The 17,925-nt window shown below is 68.2% G+C and carries 20 protein-coding genes and 1 other RNA gene; 16 read left to right on the forward strand and 5 right to left on the reverse strand.

Annotation, left to right across the window (positions count from 1 at the left end):
* The first annotated feature begins 215 nt into the window (after positions 1-215).
* From ompA to PV762_RS03625, 7 genes are all read left to right on the forward strand, one after another.
* Positions 216-866, forward strand: coding sequence for an outer membrane protein OmpA (ompA, locus tag PV762_RS03595; RefSeq protein WP_421033640.1), 651 nt, complete (start codon positions 216-218; stop codon positions 864-866).
* Between the two features lie 173 nt (positions 867-1,039).
* Positions 1,040-1,741, forward strand: a complete 702-nt coding sequence (ubiG, locus tag PV762_RS03600) for a bifunctional 2-polyprenyl-6-hydroxyphenol methylase/3-demethylubiquinol 3-O-methyltransferase UbiG (protein WP_421033642.1) — start codon at positions 1,040-1,042, stop codon at positions 1,739-1,741.
* Positions 1,738-2,445, forward strand: coding sequence for a phosphoglycolate phosphatase (gene gph / locus PV762_RS03605; protein WP_421033643.1), 708 nt, complete (start codon positions 1,738-1,740; stop codon positions 2,443-2,445). Before ubiG ends, gph begins: the two co-directional genes overlap by 4 nt.
* Before the next feature lie 120 nt (positions 2,446-2,565).
* Positions 2,566-2,939: a transfer-messenger RNA gene (gene ssrA / locus PV762_RS03610) on the forward strand.
* 88 nt (positions 2,940-3,027) lie between these two features.
* A complete protein-coding gene (locus PV762_RS03615; RefSeq protein ID WP_421033644.1) occupies positions 3,028-3,243 on the forward strand; it encodes a putative motility protein in 216 nt (71 codons plus the stop codon).
* A gap of 177 nt (positions 3,244-3,420) precedes the next feature.
* Positions 3,421-4,305, forward strand: coding sequence for a PIG-L deacetylase family protein (locus PV762_RS03620; RefSeq protein ID WP_421033645.1), 885 nt, complete (start codon positions 3,421-3,423; stop codon positions 4,303-4,305).
* Positions 4,306-4,440: 135 nt separating this feature from the next.
* Complete coding sequence (locus PV762_RS03625) at positions 4,441-4,851, forward strand: hypothetical protein (RefSeq protein ID WP_421033646.1); 411 nt, start codon at positions 4,441-4,443, stop codon at positions 4,849-4,851.
* An 18-nt stretch (positions 4,852-4,869) separates the two neighbouring features.
* On the opposite strand, the gene PV762_RS03630 is transcribed toward PV762_RS03625, so the two are convergent.
* A complete protein-coding gene (locus PV762_RS03630) occupies positions 4,870-7,437 on the reverse strand; it encodes an excinuclease ABC subunit A (RefSeq protein ID WP_421033647.1) in 2,568 nt (855 codons plus the stop codon).
* A gap of 155 nt (positions 7,438-7,592) precedes the next feature.
* Between PV762_RS03630 and PV762_RS03635 the strand changes: the two genes are divergently transcribed.
* Positions 7,593-8,108 (forward strand): pyridoxamine 5'-phosphate oxidase family protein, encoded by a 516-nt coding sequence (locus tag PV762_RS03635; protein WP_421033648.1) that lies wholly within the window; start codon positions 7,593-7,595, stop codon positions 8,106-8,108.
* A 26-nt stretch (positions 8,109-8,134) separates the two neighbouring features.
* The gene (locus tag PV762_RS03640) at positions 8,135-8,455 is read left to right on the forward strand and encodes a plasmid stabilization protein (RefSeq protein WP_421033649.1); all 321 of its coding nucleotides are present in this window, start codon (positions 8,135-8,137) and stop codon (positions 8,453-8,455) included.
* A gap of 96 nt (positions 8,456-8,551) precedes the next feature.
* On the opposite strand, the gene PV762_RS03645 is transcribed toward PV762_RS03640, so the two are convergent.
* Positions 8,552-8,881, reverse strand: coding sequence for a DUF4148 domain-containing protein (locus PV762_RS03645; RefSeq protein WP_421033650.1), 330 nt, complete (start codon positions 8,879-8,881; stop codon positions 8,552-8,554).
* A gap of 437 nt (positions 8,882-9,318) precedes the next feature.
* Between PV762_RS03645 and PV762_RS03650 the strand changes: the two genes are divergently transcribed.
* From PV762_RS03650 to PV762_RS03680, 7 genes are all read left to right on the forward strand, one after another.
* Complete coding sequence (locus PV762_RS03650) at positions 9,319-11,532, forward strand: TonB-dependent receptor (RefSeq protein WP_421033651.1); 2,214 nt, start codon at positions 9,319-9,321, stop codon at positions 11,530-11,532.
* Positions 11,533-11,632: 100 nt separating this feature from the next.
* Positions 11,633-12,367, forward strand: coding sequence for a DUF4198 domain-containing protein (locus PV762_RS03655; protein ID WP_421033724.1), 735 nt, complete (start codon positions 11,633-11,635; stop codon positions 12,365-12,367).
* Between the two features lie 95 nt (positions 12,368-12,462).
* A complete protein-coding gene (locus PV762_RS03660; RefSeq protein WP_421033725.1) occupies positions 12,463-12,738 on the forward strand; it encodes a DUF3649 domain-containing protein in 276 nt (91 codons plus the stop codon).
* Positions 12,735-14,471 carry a PepSY-associated TM helix domain-containing protein gene (locus PV762_RS03665; protein WP_421033652.1) on the forward strand — a complete coding sequence of 579 codons (1,737 nt, stop codon included), beginning with the start codon at positions 12,735-12,737 and terminating at the stop codon, positions 14,469-14,471. Before PV762_RS03660 ends, PV762_RS03665 begins: the two co-directional genes overlap by 4 nt.
* On the forward strand, positions 14,468-14,758 hold the full coding sequence (locus tag PV762_RS03670) for a DUF3325 domain-containing protein (RefSeq protein WP_421033653.1): 291 nt from the start codon (positions 14,468-14,470) through the stop codon (positions 14,756-14,758). The genes PV762_RS03665 and PV762_RS03670 overlap by 4 nt, the downstream gene beginning before the upstream one ends.
* Positions 14,759-14,941: 183 nt before the next feature.
* Positions 14,942-15,319: a response regulator gene (locus tag PV762_RS03675; RefSeq protein WP_421033654.1), complete on the forward strand. Its 378-nt coding sequence runs from the start codon at positions 14,942-14,944 to the stop codon at positions 15,317-15,319.
* A 77-nt stretch (positions 15,320-15,396) separates the two neighbouring features.
* A complete protein-coding gene (locus PV762_RS03680) occupies positions 15,397-16,194 on the forward strand; it encodes a class I SAM-dependent methyltransferase (protein ID WP_421033655.1) in 798 nt (265 codons plus the stop codon).
* Here the strand turns inward: PV762_RS03680 and PV762_RS03685 are convergent.
* The 3 genes from PV762_RS03685 to PV762_RS03695 all read right to left on the reverse strand — a co-directional run bounded on the left by PV762_RS03685 (position 16,133) and on the right by PV762_RS03695 (position 17,853).
* Entirely contained in the window at positions 16,133-16,621 is a 489-nt protein-coding gene (locus PV762_RS03685; protein WP_421033656.1) for a copper chaperone PCu(A)C, read from the reverse strand. The two genes, PV762_RS03680 and PV762_RS03685, sit on opposite strands and share 62 nt — an antisense overlap.
* A 102-nt stretch (positions 16,622-16,723) precedes the next feature.
* Complete coding sequence (locus PV762_RS03690; protein WP_421033657.1) at positions 16,724-17,293, reverse strand: SCO family protein; 570 nt, start codon at positions 17,291-17,293, stop codon at positions 16,724-16,726.
* 176 nt (positions 17,294-17,469) lie between these two features.
* On the reverse strand, positions 17,470-17,853 hold the full coding sequence (locus PV762_RS03695; RefSeq protein ID WP_421033658.1) for a DUF2946 domain-containing protein: 384 nt from the start codon (positions 17,851-17,853) through the stop codon (positions 17,470-17,472).
* Positions 17,854-17,925: the final 72 nt, after the last annotated feature.

Genomic DNA, 17,925 nt, shown 5'->3' on the forward strand with positions numbered 1-17,925 from the left:
GAAGACGGTGATTCTAATTGCGTGCGCTTGTCGTGCTTCTGCAACAGGTTCATCAACGGAAGTCGCGCCTGCCGTGAGAATGCAGACGTCCTGTTGCCCTATGGCACAATCGGTTCGTCCCTAGGAGAAACCCTTGGTCGGGGAGACTCCTGAGGTTTTAGTTCCGACATTGGACGTTTCGCAGGGCAACTGCGGCTTTCCTTGAGAGGAGAATCATGAAGAAATTGAACCGCGTGGCAGCGCTCTTCGCTGTCGCCGCCGTCGCCACCTCGGGTGCTATGGCCCAAACCGTGGATAACTGGCGCGCTACCGATGGCACCGTTTGGAAGAACGGTACCAACGAACTGTGCTGGCGCGATGCATTCTGGACGCCGGCCACGGCTGCCAAGGACTGCGACGGCGCGCTGAAGCCGGTGGTTGCTCCGGTGGCTCCGGCCGCCACGCCGTCGGCTCCGGCGGCGACGCCGTCGGCTCCGGCCGTCGTGCCGGTGCCGGTCGCTCCGACGAGCGAGAAGGTCACGTACGCTGCTGATGCCTTCTTCGACTTCGACAAGGCTGTCCTGAAGCCTGAAGCGAAGGCGAAGCTGGATGACCTGGTCTCCAAGACCGGCGGCATCAACCTGGAAGTGATCATTGCTGTCGGCCACACCGACGGCATCGGTTCCGACGCCTACAACCAGAAGCTGTCGGTTCAGCGTGCTGAATCGGTCAAGCAGTACCTGGTGACGAAGGGTCTGGAAAAGAACCGCGTCTACACCGAAGGCAAGGGCAAGAAGCAGCCGATCGCCGACAACAAGACCGCGGAAGGCCGCGCAAAGAACCGCCGCGTCGAAATCGAAGTGGTCGGTACGCGCGCCGTCAAGTAAGCGACGAGGTATTGGCGACTCCGGTCGCCAATCGACAAACCCCGCCAGCCGCAAGGCTCGCGGGGTTTTTTCATGGCGGCGTCATGCGGGGAGGCGCCCGGGAGGGTGCATGACATCGGCAATCTGTGCGATGTGGCTCCGTGGTGGCATTGTGCTCGGCTACCATAAGGCCCATGGCGAATGTCGATGCAAAAGAGCTCGAGAAGTTCAGCGAGCTGGCCCACCGCTGGTGGGATACCGAAAGTGAATTCAAGCCGCTGCACCAGATCAATCCATTGAGATTGAACTGGATCGACGGGTTGTGCGGCCTTCAAGGCAAGACGGCGCTGGACGTCGGCTGCGGTGGCGGCATCCTGGCCGATGCGATGGCACGCAAGGGCGCGAACGTCCTGGGCATCGACCTGGCGACGAAGTCGCTGCGCGTGGCCGAGCTGCACGCGATGGAGGCGGGCACCGAGAACGTCGCCTACGAGGAGATCGCAGTCGAGGATCTGGCGGCGCAGAAGCCGGCGTCCTTCGATGTCGTGACCTGCATGGAGATGCTGGAGCACGTGCCCGATCCCGCGTCGGTGGTGACCGCGCTCGGGCAACTGGTGAAGCCGGGCGGATGGGTGTTCCTGTCGACGCTGAATCGCAATGCCAAGTCGTTCCTCTTCGCGATCGTCGGCGCCGAATATGTGTTGCGCATGCTGCCGGCGGGCACGCATGAATACGCGCGTTTCATTCGTCCGTCGGAGCTGGCGCAGATGTGCCGCGATGCCGGCCTGGAAGTGCAGGCCGCCAAGGGACTGACCTTCAATCCGATCACGCAGCGTTATGCGTTGAATGCGGATACCGACGTGAACTACCTGCTGGCCTGCCGCCGTCCCGCATGAGCACGGTGATGCTGAACTCGCCGGTCGGTGTGCCGCTGCGCACGACCATCCGGACGGTGCTGTTCGACCTGGACGGTACGCTGGTGGACAGCGCGCCCGACCTGGCGGGAGCGACAAACGAGATGCTGGCGGCGCGTGGCCTGCCCGAGGTCCCGTTCGAGCGCCTGCGGCCGATGGTCGGTGCGGGCGCGCGCGGGATGATGGGAGTGGCGTTCGGCGTGTCCCCGATGGAGAGGTCGTTCCCCGCGCTGCGCGATGAATTCTTTGATCGCTACGAGCAGCGACTGCTCCGCGCGACCGTCCCGTTCGACGGCATTGCCGCGATGCTGCAGTCGCTGTCGGACGACGGCCTCAGCTGGGGCATCGTGACCAACAAGTCCGAGCGCTTCGCGCTGCCGCTGGCGCGCGGGCTGGGATGGGATGCGCGGGCGGCGGCGGTCATCGGCGGCGACACGACGCCGCACAGCAAGCCGCATCCGGCGCCGCTGCTGGAGGCGGCGCGACGTGCGGGCGTGCCGCCGCACGAGTGCATCTACGTCGGCGACGATGCGAGGGACATCCTCGCGGGTCGTGCGGCGGGCATGCCGACGGTGGCGGTGCGCTGGGGTTACCTCGGCGATGGCGAGCCGATCGACGCCTGGGGGGCGGACGTGGTCGTGGACGCGCCGTCGCAGCTGATCGACTGGCTGAAGTCGGCGCGCTGAGCGCGTCGATTCAAACGCCTGTCGAACTTCGAAGCGAGTCTTTGAAGACTCTTTGATGAAGTCGACGAGATCGGGCTCTTGAAGTCTGACGGACAGGCATAATGTGAGACTTCTCTCTCTGGGGCCGACCTGGTTTCGACGTGGGTACGGATTTGGAGTAGGGCATGCCGAGGGCCAGGCACCTCGTAAATCCATCTGGAACAAACCAACTGCGAACGATCAAACGTACGCTCTCGCGGCTTAAACCCCGCGGACCTCTCACCGGTTGGCCGATGGGCCGGGTGACGGGACGCAAGTCCTGACACAGAGAGGTTATTCACATTGGCTGGCTGTCATTCGTGCACCTTGGGTGACGGCGAGATTTAGGGTGCTGGCTCGTCCGGTAGCGTGCTTCTGCGCGACCGGGCAGGTGAGAACCAAATCAGAAAGCTAAGCATGTAGAACTGCCCGATGAAGGCTTGCGGACGCGGGTTCAATTCCCGCCGGCTCCACCATCTTCCTGAAAAGGCCCGGACGTTGCGTCCGGGCCTTTTTCTTGGTTCATCACTTCAAGCTGGCGCCGGAATAGCCGATATTGAAGTCATGAACATCACCAACTCCCCCAGCGTCGCGGCAGCAGTCAGTGCTGCCTCCAACAGCGCGCCCGGCTCGGTCGGCAATGCCGCCGGCCTGTTGGTGCTCCGCAAAGCCATGGACACGCAGGAAGCCGGCGCCGCCGCGCTCCTCGCAGCCTTGCCGCAGGCCCCTGCGCTCGCCGCCGAAGGCACGCTCGGCCGCAATATCAACACCTACGCCTGAGCGACCGCTCAGCCACGCGAGGCCGCATAGGCCGTTCAGGCCGCGGGTTCTCCGCGAGCGTCCGACACAAACCGTTTCATAAGGCTGGCAGGCCCTTTGCCACTGTTCCTTCGCCAAGCCTGGGCGACCGCGAGCCGGTTGCCTGGCATACCGAAATCAGGAAGGAACCGCCACGCCATGGACGCTCTGATGCATCGACGCCCGTTCCGGAACGTGAACGAGGGCATGCCCGTCGGCCTCATCCCCGCGGAGTCGCTGTTGCGACCGCCTTCCGAACGCCACATCGACGGCGAGGGCACGCCCGAGTGGGCCTGGCGCCAATGGCAGCCGCTGTGGGGCGCGCCGCTGACCTCGCTCGACGAACTGGTGCCGGAGGGCCGGCGCGCCGTCGTCGTCGCGCCGCACCCGGATGACGAGGTGCTCGGCTGCGGCGGCCTGCTGTCGCTGCTCGTGACGCGCCACCGCGCCGGCCTGCCGCCCGATCGCGCCCCGGCGCCTCCGGTGGAACTCGTGGCCGTCACCGACGGCGAAGCCAGCCACCCCGGGTCCGAACGATGGACGCCGGCGCGGTTGGCCGTGCAGCGCCGCCATGAACGGGCCTCCGGGCTCCGGCGTCTGGGCTTGCACGTCCCCGTTCATTCGCTCTGCGTGCCGGACGGCCGCGTCACCAATCACGAGGACGATCTCGTGCTTGAGCTCTGCCGGCGCCTGCGGCCCGACGATGTGCTCCTCACCTCGTGGCGGCTGGACGGCCATCCAGACCACGAGGCCACCGGACGCGCCTGCGCGCGCGCCGCGTTGCTGACGGGCGCCACGCTGATCGAGATCCCCATCTGGGCCTGGCATTGGGCGCGTCCCGGCGACACCGCGGTGCCCTGGCATCGGATGCGTCGTCTGCCGCTGAATGCGCGGGCACTGCAGGACAAGCGCATCGCCCTGGCCGCGCATCGCAGCCAGCTGCTCGCCGACGACGACCGCCCGCCCGTGCTCTTCGCCGAAGCGGTGAATCGTCTGCTGCGTCCGTTCGAGTTCGTGCTGCAGCCGGAAGCCGCGCCTCAGTAGACCGTCCCAGCAGACCGCCGCAGACGGCGTTGCCGCGAGCGCGACATGCCCTCGCGGGCATTGCCGCGGCGCAGCATGACAAGCGCGAGGACGGGGGCGTAGCATCGAGTCTCCTCGGACTCATGCACCTCCGTCATGTCCGTCTGGCAATTCGATCTGGCCTTCGCGCAGGGCGGCGCGGCGGCGTCGTGGCTGCCGTCCTCGCGCTCCGACGTCATGCACTACCTCGCGAGCCGCGTCGGGCCGAGCACGCCGATGCTCGAGGGCTGGCGCTACTTCGGCAACGAGGCGGGCAACTGCATCGACATGGTGTCCGACCCCGATGGCCGCTACGAACTGCACGCGCGGCTGGATGCCCGCGCCGGCGAGACAGACCACTTCATCGAGGTCGTCTGCGACGTCGCCCACGCGCTCGGCTGCGAGTTCTTCAGCGAGGAACTCTCTGCGCTCGTGCGGCCGAGTTCCCGGGCCTTGAAGGAAGCGCTGCAGCGCTCCAGTGCGTGGCAGTTCGCCCTCGATCCCGAGGGTTTCCAGCCGAGCCGCTGATCGAGCCGCTGATCGGCTTCAACGCGGTCCGTCGATCGCCGCCTTCAGATGCCGGGCCGTGCGCGACGCCGCGTGCGCCGCGACGTCCTCCGGCGTTCCTGCGACGACCATCTTGCCGCCGTCACCTCCCGCGCCGGGCCCGAGGTCGATGACCCAATCCGCTGCGGCGACGACGCGCATCTCGTGCTCGACGACGACGACCGTGTGGCCCGCGTCGACCAGGTCGCGCAGTTGTGCCATCAGCTTGTCGACGTCTGACGGATGCAGCCCGGTGGTGGGCTCGTCCAGCACGTAGAGCGTGTGGCCGCGCTGCGTGCGCTGCAATTCGGTGACGAGCTTGATGCGCTGCGCTTCGCCGCCGGACAGCTCCGTCGCGGGCTGGCCGAGCCGCAGATAACCCAGCCCGATGCCCTTCAGCAAGCCGAGCGGCCGCGCCAGCGCCGGTTCCTCGGCGAAGAACTCGAACGCGGCGTCGACCGTCATCCCGAGCACGTCCGCGATGTTGCGCTCGCGGTAGCGGACCTTCAGCGTCGCCTCGTTGTAGCGCGCGCCGTGGCAGGCGGGGCAGGGCGCGAAGACGCTGGGCATGAACAGCAGCTCCACGCTGACGAAGCCTTCGCCTTCGCAGGTCTCGCAGCGCCCCTTTGCGACGTTGAAGGAGAAGCGCCCCGCGTCGAACTTGCGGGCGCGGGCTGCCGGTGTCGCGGCGAACAGCTTGCGCACGTGATCGAACAGTCCCGTGTAGGTCGCGAGATTGGAACGCGGGGTGCGGCCGATCGGCTTCTGGTCGACCTGCACCAGGCGACGGATCGTGTCGGCGCCGCCGGCGATCCGGCCGCCCGTCGCGGACAGGACGTCGGTGCCGCCTTCGGCGTCCTCGTCATCTTCCGCTGCGACCGGCTCATGGCCGAGATGGGCGCCGACGAGCTCCACCAGCGCACGGCTGACCAGCGACGACTTGCCCGAGCCCGACACGCCCGTGACCGCCGTGAACACGCCGAGCGGGAACGCGGCGTCGACGTCGACGAGGTTGTTCTGCGTGATGCCTTCGAGCCGCAGCCAGTCCTTCGGCGCGCGTCTTTCGCGACGGCGTCGCGTACCGGCGGTCCCCGCCGCACGGTCCGGGTCCTCGTTGGCGCCGGCGGCATCGGGGAAGAGATAGGCCGCGGTGCGCGACGCCGCGACGCCGCGCAGGCCGTCGGGCGGCCCGCTGTAGAGCACCTCGCCGCCGAGCTCGCCGGCCGCCGGGCCGACGTCGACGATCCAGTCCGCGGCCCGCATCAGGGTGAGATCGTGCTCGACCACGTAGATCGAGTTGCCCGCGGCCTTCAACGCGCGCAACGAGGCGAGCAGCGATTCCCCGTCCGCCGGATGCAGCCCCGCCGACGGCTCGTCGAGCACGTAGACGACGCCGAAGAGGTTGGAGCAGATCTGCGTGGCCAGGCGCAGCCGCTGGAGCTCGCCGGGCGACACCGACGGCGTGGCGCGTTCCAGCGACAGATGGCCGAGCCCCAGGCTCAGCAGCGGACGCAGTCGCATCAGCACGTCGTCGACGAGGCGCCTGGCCGCGAGGCGCTTCTCCTCGCTGAGTCCGTCGGTGGCCGCGTCGCCGAGGTGATCCGCCAGCTGCGCCAGGGGGAACTGCGACAGCGCGCCGATGTCGAGCCCGCCGAAGGTCACCGCCAGCGCCTCGCGCTTGAGGCGCTTGCCGTCGCAGACCGGGCAGGCGCCGCCGATGAGGTAGCGCGACACGCGGCGCTTCATTAGCGCGCTCTGCGTGGTCGCGAAGGTGTGCATCACGTAGCGCTTCGCGCTGCTGAAGGTGCCCTGGTAGCTGGGCTCCATCTTGCGTCTCAGCGCGTCCTTGGTCTCGGCGGGCGAGAAGCCGGCGTACACCGGTACGGTAGGCTGCTCGTCGGTGAACAGGATCCAGTCGCGCGTCTTTCGCGGCAGCTCGCGCCAGGGCTTGTCGACGTCGATGCCGAGCGTGACCAGGATGTCGCGCAGGTTCTGGCCGTGCCAGGCCGGCGGCCACGCGGCCACGGCGCGGTCGCGGATGGTGAGCGTGTCGTCGGGCACCATCGAGGCCTCGGTGACCTCGTACACGCGCCCCAGCCCGTGGCAATGCGGGCACGCGCCTTGCGGCGTGTTGGGCGAGAAGTCCTCGGCGTAGAGCATCGGCTGCTTCGCGGGATAACGCCCGGCGCGCGAGTACAGCATCCGCAGCAGCGACGAGAGGCCGGTCACGCTGCCCACCGACGAGCGCGCGCTCGGCGTGCCGCGCTGCTGCTGCAGCGCGACGGCGGGCGGCAGGCCGTCGATCGAATCGACCGCGGGCACGCCGACCTGGTCGATGAGCCGGCGCGCGTAGGGTGCGACCGATTCGAAGTAGCGCCGTTGCGCTTCCGCGTAGATCGTGCCGAAGGCGAGCGAGGACTTGCCTGATCCCGACACGCCGCTGAACACCACCAGCGCGTCGCGCGGCACGTCGACATCGACGTTCTTGAGGTTGTGCTCGCGGGCGCCGCGGACCTGGACGAAGGCGGCGCGTGCGGCGGAGGGCGATGGGGCGGAACGTTGGCTCAAGTCGGACCTCGTGGCGGCAGGGGAAGGGCGGGGCCGGAGTATCGGTGGCGTGGACACGGGTCGGCAGCAAGCTGGATGCCTAGGGCGCAGGCGACCGGGTGTCCGGCGGGAGCGGCATTTGCTGGGTAGAGGCCATCAACCGAAGGAGTTTTCCGATGACCGACAAGCCCCTCTCCGACACCGAGCGACGCGCCAAGCTCTGGGACCTGATCAAGGACGTCAAGGTCGGACTGTTCACGACCCACCATGCGAACGGGCATCTGCATTCGCGTCCGATGACGCTGCAGAACAAGGACCTCGACGAAGGCGAATCGCTGTGGTTCTTCATGTCCCGCAGCGGCGATCCGTACAGCGATATCGTCGCGTCGTCGCAGGTGAACGTGGGCTTTGCCGATCGCAGCGATGACACCTACGTCTCGGTGTCCGGCACCGCGGAGCTCAACGAGGACCGCGCCAAGCGCCAGGAACTCTGGAGCAAGGCTGCGGAAGCCTGGTTCCCGAAGGGCGTCGACGATCCCGATCTCGCGGTGGTGCGCGTGCGCATCAGCCACGCGAGCTACTGGGACGTGAAAGCGTCGAAGTTGACGCAGCTCTACGCCATGGCGAAGGCGGCGGTGACCGGCAAGCCGCCGACCGGTCTGGCCGAGACCGGCGAAGTGCGCATGAAGTAAGGCATCCATCCCGACCGGAGTACCCCATGCCCAGAGGCGACAAGTCGTCCTACACGGACAAGCAGAAGCGGCAGGCCGCGCACATCGAGAGCGGCTATGAGGATCGCGGCGTTCCCAAGGCCGAAGCGGAAAAGCGCGCCTGGGCCACGGTCAACAAGGAGACCGGCGGGGGCAAGAAATCCGGCTCGGGGCGCGGCCAGCCGGAGAACCACGAGCCGTCCCGCCAGGGCGGCCGATTGGGCGGCAAGGCTGCGGGCAGCCGCACGGCGGCGGAGCGATCCGCTTCTGCCAAGAAGGCCGCTGCGACGCGCAAGCGCAATGCGGCGGCGCGCGCTGGTCATCATTGAGCCGGTGACGGCGTGCGCCGCTGAGTGCGGCTGAAATGCAAGACGCCCGGCGCAAGCCGGGCGTCTTCGCTTCGAACTTGGCGGTCCGAGCGGGACTCAGCGGGCGGCGACGCCTTCGGTCGCGGCGCCCTTCGCTTCCTTGGCGGCGTAGCGCTGCACCAGGGCGGCGTACGTCGGCGACGCCTTCAGCTCGGCGTAGCGGGCTTGCGCCTTGGCGCGTTGGCCGGCGTTCAGCGCGAAGTCTTCGGTGCGGTCGACGGCGGCCAGGCCGGACGCACGATAGATCTCCAGATCAGCCAGCACTTCGGCGCGGGTCTTCTGGCCTTGCGTGATCGGATCGAGGTGGCTGTAGCTCTGCGCGAAGGCCGGCACGGCGGCGGCGGACAGGGCGATCAAGGCGGTGGCGATCAGGGTCTTGGCGGTCATGATGATGTCCTTTGAGAGAGCGGTGGATCGGGGCGTCTGGCGTCTTGGGCCGGCTTCGTTTGCCGATGACTGAAGGTTAGAACCGCCTTCCTTTCTGATAAATGACTGGCACGCGAATGAGCCGTTGTGAGGCTCGCAACAATCGCGTCCGTCCGCAGCGCCCCCAAATGCGAAGCACCCGGCAGGGCCGGGCGCATCCGGCCGCGTCGGCATGGTGTCGGGCGTGATGTTCGGACTGATGTTCGGGATCGGCGGCATCGGTGGTACTGCGGAGCTGACGTTGAACCGCCGTCCGGCTGCCCCGCCCAGAGCTTGGTGCCGCCGGTGCCGCGCTCGATCGACGCTGATGCGTTGATCTATCGCACGCGCATTCACGAGTCTTGCATGTGGCGACTTTATGATGAGAAGCGTTCTCATTTGCAATAATGCGCCTGCCCATGTCCGTCCGCCCTGATTCGTCCCTCCTGCTGACGCCGCTGTCGTCGGCCCTGAAATCGCTGCTGGGCGCCAGCCTGGTCGTCGGCGCGGCCGGCGCGATGGCGCAGGCTGCAGAGGCACCGGCGGCTCCGGCCAAGGCTGCTGCCGCCGCCGCCACGACGTCGTCGGGCACCGCGCTGAACAAGGTCACCGTCCAGGGCAAGGCCGAACGCCAGAAGGCCGGTCTGGGCTCGCGCGGCGGCGTCGGGATCCTGGGTTCGCAGGACGCGATGGACATCCCGTTCAGCACGCTGAACTACACCGAACAGCTGCTGCGCGACCAGCAGTCGCGCACGCTCGCCGACGTGCTGCAGAACGACGCCTCGGTGCGCGTGATGACGGCCGCGCAAGGCTTCGGCGAGGACTTCCAGATCCGCGGCTTCGCCGTGCCCAGCGGCGACGTCGGCTTCAACGGCCTGTACGGCCTGTCCTCGGGCAATCGCATGCCCGCGGAGATCATGGAGCGCGTCGAGGTCCTGAAGGGCCCGGCCGCGATGGTCAACGGCATGCCGCCGGGCGGCAGTGTCGGCGGCGCCATCAACGTGATCCCCAAGCGCGCCGGCGACGAGAACCTGACGCGGCTGACCACCAGCTTCGCCAGCGGCGAGCAGCTCGGCGTGGCCTTCGACGTGGGCCGCCGCTTCGGCGACAACAAGGCGTGGGGCGTGCGCATCAACGGCAGCTACCGCGACGGTGAAGCCAGCATCGACGACGGCAACGCGCGCCAGCGTTTCGCTTCCGCCGCGCTGGATTACCGCGGCACGCAGCTGCGCTGGAGCACGGACGTGTTCAAGCAGCACGAGAACATCCGCGGCTTCCGCTCGCAGCCCGCGTTCGTGGCCGGTCTGCTGAAGCTGCCGGAGGCGCCGGATCCGAGCAAGAACATCTACGGCAGCAACGCGCTGCTGGCCATCGACGACGAGGTGGTCGCAACCCGCCTGGAGTACGACGTCAGCGACCGCCTGACCGTCTGGGCCGGTGCCGGCTGGCGCGACAGCTGGTCCATGCAGGACTTCCCGACCGCCAGCACGCGGGCGGACGCGCAGGGCAACTTCCGCCTGATCGGCGCCTGGTACGACGCCTACTTCCAGACGACCAGCGCCGAAGCCGGCGCGCGCGCGCGCTTCGACACGGCCGGCATCGGTCACACGATCTCGGTCGGCGTGAGCCGGCTGGATCAGGAGACGGGCAGCTTCTATCTGGCCAACCCGACCTCGACGTCGGTGCCGTCCAACATCTACAACCCGGTGGAGATGCCGGCCGTCATCGGCGTGCGGCGACCGGCGACCCTGACTTCGGACACGCGCCTGTCAGGCGTCGCGATCGCCGACACGTTGTCCTTCCTGAACGAGCGTCTGCTGGTGACCGTCGGCGTGCGCGACCAGACGGCCGAGCTGACCGCCTATCCGAAGACCGCCACGAACTACTACAAGAAGAGTGCGGTGTCGCGCCTGGGCGGCGTGGTGTTCAAGGCCAGCGACGACATCTCGGTCTACGCCAACTACGCCGAGGGACTGACCCGCGGCGGCATCGCGCCGGCCACGGCGGTGAACGCCAACGAGGCCTTCGCCCCCTATCAGTCCAGGCAGATCGAAGCCGGCGTCAAGGTGGACTGGGGCAGCTTCCTGACCACCGCCAACGTCTACCAGGTCAAGAAGCCCAACACGATCAACGAGACCGTGCCGGCGGACTCGCAGGGCCGCACCGTGCGCTACAGCTTCGGCGGCGAGCAGCGCAACCGCGGTGTCGAGTTGTCCGCGCAGGGCGAGATCATCCGCAGCGTCCGCTGGCTGGCCAGCGCGTCCTTCACCGACGCCAAGCAGACCCGCACCACCAACGGCCTGAACCAGGGCAAGGACGCCACCGGCGTGGCGGACAAGACCGCCAGCGTCGGCGCCGACTGGAACGTGCCTGACCTGCCGGGTCTGGGCATCAACGGGCGGGTGATCTACACCTCCTCGGGCTGGCTGGACACCGCCAATACGCTGGCCGTCCCCGCGTGGACACGCGCCGACATCGGCGCCCGATACACCACCAGGATCGCCGGCGTGCCGACCGTCCTGCGCGCCAACATCGACAACGTCTTCGACCGCAACTACTGGTTGCTCAGCGGCACCTACGCGACGGTGGCCACCGGCCGCACGGTGGTGCTGTCGGCGTCGTTCGACTTCTGAGTCCCGGTGTCATCGCGTCACCCTTCCGTTCATCATCCGAGTCCCCCAAGGAGACCTCATGAACAAGAGCTTCCGTCCGTCTTTGTCCCCGTCCTCGCATCTGTCTTCGCGTCTGTCCGTCCTGTCGCTGCTGCTGGCCGCGGCCGGCGCCGCGCAGGCGCACCAGATCTGGATCGAGCAGCCCGCCGGCGCCAAGGAGCCCGCGGTGGTCCGCTTCGGTGAATTCGGCGAGAACCTGCGCGAGGCCTCGCCGGGCCTGCTGGACAAGTTCGGCCAGGTGCGCGCGATCCGCCTGGACGGCAAGGGCGAGCAGCCGGTCGATGCCGTCAAGGGCAAGGACGGCTACGCGCTGCCGTTCCGCGCAGAGGCCGGTGAATCGCTGCTGGCCGAGGACGCCGCCTGCCCGCTCTACAGCTTCAAGCAGGGCGAGAAGCAGGTGAGCAACTGGTACCGTCCGGCCGCCCGCCTGGTGACCGGCCACGCCGCGCTGCCTCCCAAACTGACGCTGGACGTGGTGCCGGCCGGTCAACCGGGCCAATTCAAGGTGTTCTTCCGCGGCCAGCCGCTGGCCAAGGCCAAGGTGTCGCTGGTGACGCAGTCGGGCTGGGCCAAGGAAGCCCATTCGGACGCGCAGGGCCTGGTCACCTTCGACCTGCCGTGGAAGGGCCAGTACGTGGCCGAGGTCGCGCACAACGACAAGACCGCCGGCGAACGCCAGGGTCCGAAGGGCGCCGAGAAGTACGACGCCGTGAACTACGTGACCTCGTTGACCGTGGTCAAGGCCGATGGCGTCGACCCGATCGCGGCCGGCCCGGCGGCCACGCCGAACAAGTGAGCGCGACGGTGAGCGCCGTCACCGGCCAGGCCACGAGCGCGGGCGCTTCTCGCGCCCCGGCGGCGGTCGCCCGCATTCGGGGTGTCCTGGGTGTGATGCCGCTGCTCTCGCGCATCGTCGCGGCGATCGGCGGCGGCTACGCGCTGGCGGCGCTGCTCAGCGTCGCGGTGCTCGCGTTGCCGGTGAGCCGGCCGCAGGCGGTCATCGGCGGCATGCTCGGCAGCTTCGCCGTGTACGCCGGCGCCGTCGTCTGGGTCTTCGCGGTGCGCAGCGCCACACGGGCGTGGGTCGGGCTGATCATCGCCGCGCTCCCACTCTTGCCGTTTGCCTGGTCCGTCTGGACCGCCGCCGCTTCCTCCGCATCGCCATGACCGTCGACGTCCAAGACTCCCCGACCGCGCCGCAGGCGCGCGGCATCCGGCAGACGATGTCGGACCTCCACATCTGGACCGGCCTGCTGCTGGGCTGGTTCCTGTTCGCGATGTTCCTGACCGGGACCGTCAGCTACTTCAAGGAGGAGCTGTCGCAGTGGATGCGGCCGGAGATCGCGCACCAGGCCGCGACGCCGGAACCGGCCGTCGTGGCCGGCCGCATCGCGAAGGAACTGGACACGCTGGCGGCGGGCACCTCGCAGTGGAGTCTGCGCCTGACCGACGACCGCCACAGCGTGGCCGACGCCTTCTGGCGCCTGCCGGCCAAGGAGGGCGCGCGGCGCGCGTTCAAGTCGGCGGTCTTCGATCCGCAGACAGGGGAGAAGGTGGTCGCCGCCCGCGAGACACTGGGCGGCGAATTCTTCTACCGCTTCCACTTCCAGTTCCATTACATGCCGGTGCTGTGGGGCCGATGGCTCGCCGGACTGGCGGCGATGTTCATGCTGGTGGCCATCGTCAGCGGCGTGATCACGCACAAGAAGATCTTCACCGACTTCTTCACCTTCCGCTGGGGCAAGGGCCAGCGCTCATGGCTGGACGCGCACAACGCGCTGTCGGTGTTCGGGCTGCCCTTCCATCTGATGATCACGTACACCGGCCTGGTGACGCTGATGGCGCTCTACATGCCGTGGGGCGAGCAGGCCGGCATCAATTCGCCGGCGCTGAAGAAGGAGCTGACCTCGGAACTCAGCGCTTTCATCCAGCCCGGAAAGCCCTCGGGCGAGAAGGCGCCCCTGGCGTCCGTCGAGGCGATGGTGCGCGAGGCCGAGAGCCGCTGGGGCTCGGGCAATGTCGCGCGCGTCACCGCGACGAATCCGGGCGACGCCGCGGCGCGCGTGGCCATCACGCGCGGCGAAGGCGGCCGCGTGTCGATGAGTCCGCAGTACCTGCTGTTCGACGGCGTCTCGGGCAAGCTGCTCGAAGACCGCAGCGGCGTCGGCGCCGCGGCCGAGACGCGCGGCGTGATGTACGGGCTGCACCTGGGCCGCTTCGGCGACGACACGACGCGCTGGCTGTACTTCATCGTCAGCCTCGCGGGCACGGCGATGGTCGGCAGCGGGCTGGTGATGTGGACGGTCAAGCGCCGCCAGAAGCTGCCCGATCCGGACAGGCCGTACTTCGGCTTCATGGTGGTGGAGCGGCTGAACATCGCCGCCATCGCGGGCCTGCCGCTGGCGATGAGCGGCATGCTGTGGGCCAACCGGCTGCTGCCGATGGGCCTGGACAAGCGCGCGGAGTGGGAAGTCCACGTGATGTTCATCGTCTGGGCGGTGACGCTGCTGCACGCGCTGGTCCGGCCGGCCAAGCGGGCGTGGATCGAGCTGTTCTGGCTGGGCGCCGCGTCGCTGGCGCTGCTGCCGGTCGGCAACGCGCTGACGACGGATCGTCCGCTGTGGCGCAGCGTCGCGCAGGGCGACTGGACCTTCGCGGCCGTCGAGCTGATGTTCTGGGCCTTCGCCGCGCTGCTGACCTACTTGGCGATCCGCACGGCGCGCCATGTGCCCAAGGGCAAGCCGGCGCCGAAGGCGAAACGCGCCGCGCCGTCGGGGCAGGACGGGACGCCGGTGAAGGCGGGGGCCAGGGCAGCGGTCAAGGCTTCTCGGATGCCGCCGCCGCCGCCCTCCGGCGAGGCCGGCATGGCACTGCGGTCGGGCGGGGAGGGCGCGCGATGATGCACGTCCTGAGCCTGCTGATCTGCGTGGCCGCCTTCGCGGCGCTGGCGATGGCGACGGACCGCGCGCAATCGGACGTGCTCGGCCACGAGCTGCCCGCCGCCCAGTCGAAGGCGCTGCGCAGCGCCGGCTGGGGACTGCTGCTGGCGAGCCTGGCGCTCGTCGTCTCCGTGCAGGGCTGGGGCCTGGGGCTGGTCAGCTACAGCGGCCACACCAGCTTCGCGGCGGGCGTGGTGTTCGTCGCCCTGATCGTGCACCAGCGCAAGGCGCCGAGGCGCCGCCGCTGATCTTTCTCCGGGAGCCGCGGGCGGGGAGACGCCATGGCGGTTCCGGGTGTGGGGGAATCCCATCCGCGTGTAGTCCTTCGCCTGACCCCGTGTCGGCCAGCGTCCCCACCTCGGCTCGGGGCCGGTCCGCCTCGAAAAACTGTCGCCCGTGGCTGATCATTGAGTCATTCAGGGAGACAAGAAATGAAGGTTGCACTGATCGAGGACAACGCGCTGCTGCGACGCCTGATGGTCTCGCGCCTGCAGTCCGAGGCGTCCATCACCGTGGTGGGGCAGGCCTCCAGCGAGGATGCCGCGATGAGCACGATCGCGCTGAGCGCGCCGGACGTCGTGCTGGTGGACCTGAGCATCGACGGCGGATCCGGCCTGGGCGTGATCGAACGCCTGCGCGCCGCGCGCTTTCGCGGCCGTATCCTGGTGCTGAGCTCGGAAGACCGCTCCGCCTACGAATCCCGCGTCCTGTCCTGCGGCGCGGACGGCTTCTACGACAAGGCCTGCGACTTCGAACGCCTGGTCGACGAACTCTGCACGTTGGCCAACAGCGCCTGGATGGCCCATTGATCCCTCACGGCGCCGCTAGGTCGGCATCCTCCCCGCAGGAACAGTAGAGTGCAGGGGGTTGCATCGGGACCCCGCACATGTCTTCAGCATCACGCGACATCATCTTCAGCGGTACCGGTCCTGGTGGGCAGACCCAGGACGGATGCTCGGTGGAGCTCTACCGCCGCGCACGCTACGCCTGCGAGATCGAACACCTTCGGTCCATGCTCCCGGCCGGGACCACGGTGCTCGAACTCGGATGCGGCACTGGGCTGCTGACTCACCGACTGCTGGATTTCGGCTGCGAGGTGACCGGCGTCGACAATTCGGCCGAGATGTTGAAGCATGTCTCCGACCGGGTCCGGAAGGTCCATGCCGACATCGAACAGCTGGCGCTGGAAGAGCGCTTCGATGTGGTCCTGTTGCCGAGCGGCCTCATCAATCATGCGGATGCAGCCGTGCGACGCGCCTTTGTCGCCGCGGCCGCGCGCCACGTCGCGCCGGACGGCGTGCTCATCCTCAAATGCCAGAACGCGCAGTGGCTGCGCACCGCGGTGACCGGCCAACTCGTCAAGAGCGACGGGATGTCGATTGAACTGGTGCAGGTCGACCGGACGCCGCATACGCAGGAGCCTCAGGAACCTCAGGAACCTCAGGAACCTCAGGTGCCGCAGGTGCGCATGACGCTGAAATACACGCTGGGTGAAGACGTCTGGACGCATGCGTTCGTCGTCGTGCCCATGGACGAGCCTGCCATCGCGCAACTGCTGAACGAGGCAGGCTTCGCCGTACCGGAAGCGCTGGACGCGAAGCGAGAGTGGTTCCTTGCTGGCCTCAATGCGCGTGATCGCCGTGACCGGCGCCCTTGCCCTCCTTCGCCGGCATCGCCGCGTTGAGCGCGCGCACCGGTGCCTTGACCTCGACGGTCTGCCGCGCGCCGCTGCGATCCTCGAAGGTCAGCGTCAACGGCACCTGATCGCCGGCCTTCACCTGCGCGGGGAGGTCCAGGAACATCAGGTGATAGCCGCCGGGCTTGAGTTCCACCGTCTTGCCCGCCGGCAGCTCGACCGCGGGGATCTGACGCATGCGCATGACGTTGTCCTGCATCACCATCTCATGCACCTCGGCCTTGGGCGTCAGCGGCGTGGCCACGGCCACGAGCCGGGTGTCCTTGGCGGCGGTCAGTTTCATGAACGCCCCGGTGGCCTTCTGCTGCGGGACGGTCGCACGCACCCAGGCGTCGTCGACCTTCACCTGTGCGTGGACCATGGAAGCGAGCAGCGAACCTGCGACGAGCAGCAGCGGGTGGATCTTGGAAGTCATGTCGGTTCTCCAGAAAATTTGCAGACGGAAATCTGAGTTGCGCCCTCTCCCGCTTGCGGGGAGAGGGCGGGGGGGAGGGCCGGGGTCGGTGCAGGACGCACCTCAGGCATGGAGCAACTGCCGCACGTCCTCGGCGACGTCGGCAGCGCTCATCTCGTGCTTGATGGCCAGGCGCGCCTTGCCCTGCCGGTCGAAGACGGTGCTCAAGGTCGAGTGGTCCATCGTGTAGCTGCTGCCGGTGGGGACCTTGCCGTAATAGACCTTGAACTCCTTGGCGACGGCGGCGGTCCCCTCGAGGTCACTGTAGAGCCCGAGGAAGCTCGGGTTGAACGCGGCCGTGTAGGCCGCGAGCACCGGCGCGGTGTCGCGCTCGGGGTCGATGGTCACGAAGAGGACCTGGAAGTCCTTGGCGTCCTCGCCCAGCATCTGATGCACGGCCGCGGCGCGTGAGAGCGCGGTCGGGCAGACGTCCGGGCACTGCGTGAAACCGAAGAACACCATCACCACCTTGCCGCGGAAGTCGGCCAGGCGATGCGGTCGGCCGTCGGAGCCCTGGAGCGCGAAGTCGCTCGCGTAGCTCACCAGCGAGAGATCGATGCCATGGAAGGTCGGCGAGGGCTTGCAGGCCGTCAATGCCCACGTCAACGGCAGCAGGCAGGTGGCGATGGTCAAGGTACGGCGACGCGCGTCAGGCGCGCGTGGTGCGAGAGAGGGGTGTCGCATGATCAGAAGGCGTGGACCGACCCTGGCGCGCAGGAACGCATGGGCGCGAGCGAACGCGACAGGTCAGTCGGAAAGTGCTTCGCATCCGGCATGGAGCGAAGTGCGCATCAGCCGCGAGGCGGCGATCAGGCGGCGGCGGGAGGCCCGCGTGCGAGCGAGGGCGCCCACGCGAAGAGCGGGCGCGGGGCGGTGAAGAACAGGCGGGGATGCTCGAACGTCAACGCGTCCGGCGGCGTCCACTGCACAGTGGCGGGCGGCAGATCCGGCGCGCCATGGTGGATGGCGCAGTAGTGGCACTTCATCGACGAGTTCATCAGCGATGCGCTGTCGCGGCTCGCGTCGGCATCGATGACCACCAGCTTGGCGCCGGTCGCGGAGCAGATCTCCGCAAAAGTGGCGCCCTGGCGGACCAGCATCGCATGCGACAACGACGGCAGCATCGCCGCGAGCAGGATCGTGAAGCTCACGATCCATGCCCAGCGCTTGGTCGATGTCCGTGACGGATGCATGCGGGAAATTTTATGACGAGATGCCACCGTGGCACCGGGGCGGACAAGGCCTGACCCTTTTCAAGCGGACCC

Source organism: Mitsuaria sp. CC2 (genome assembly GCF_048957715.1).
Classification (GTDB): Bacteria; Pseudomonadota; Gammaproteobacteria; order Burkholderiales; family Burkholderiaceae_C; genus Roseateles.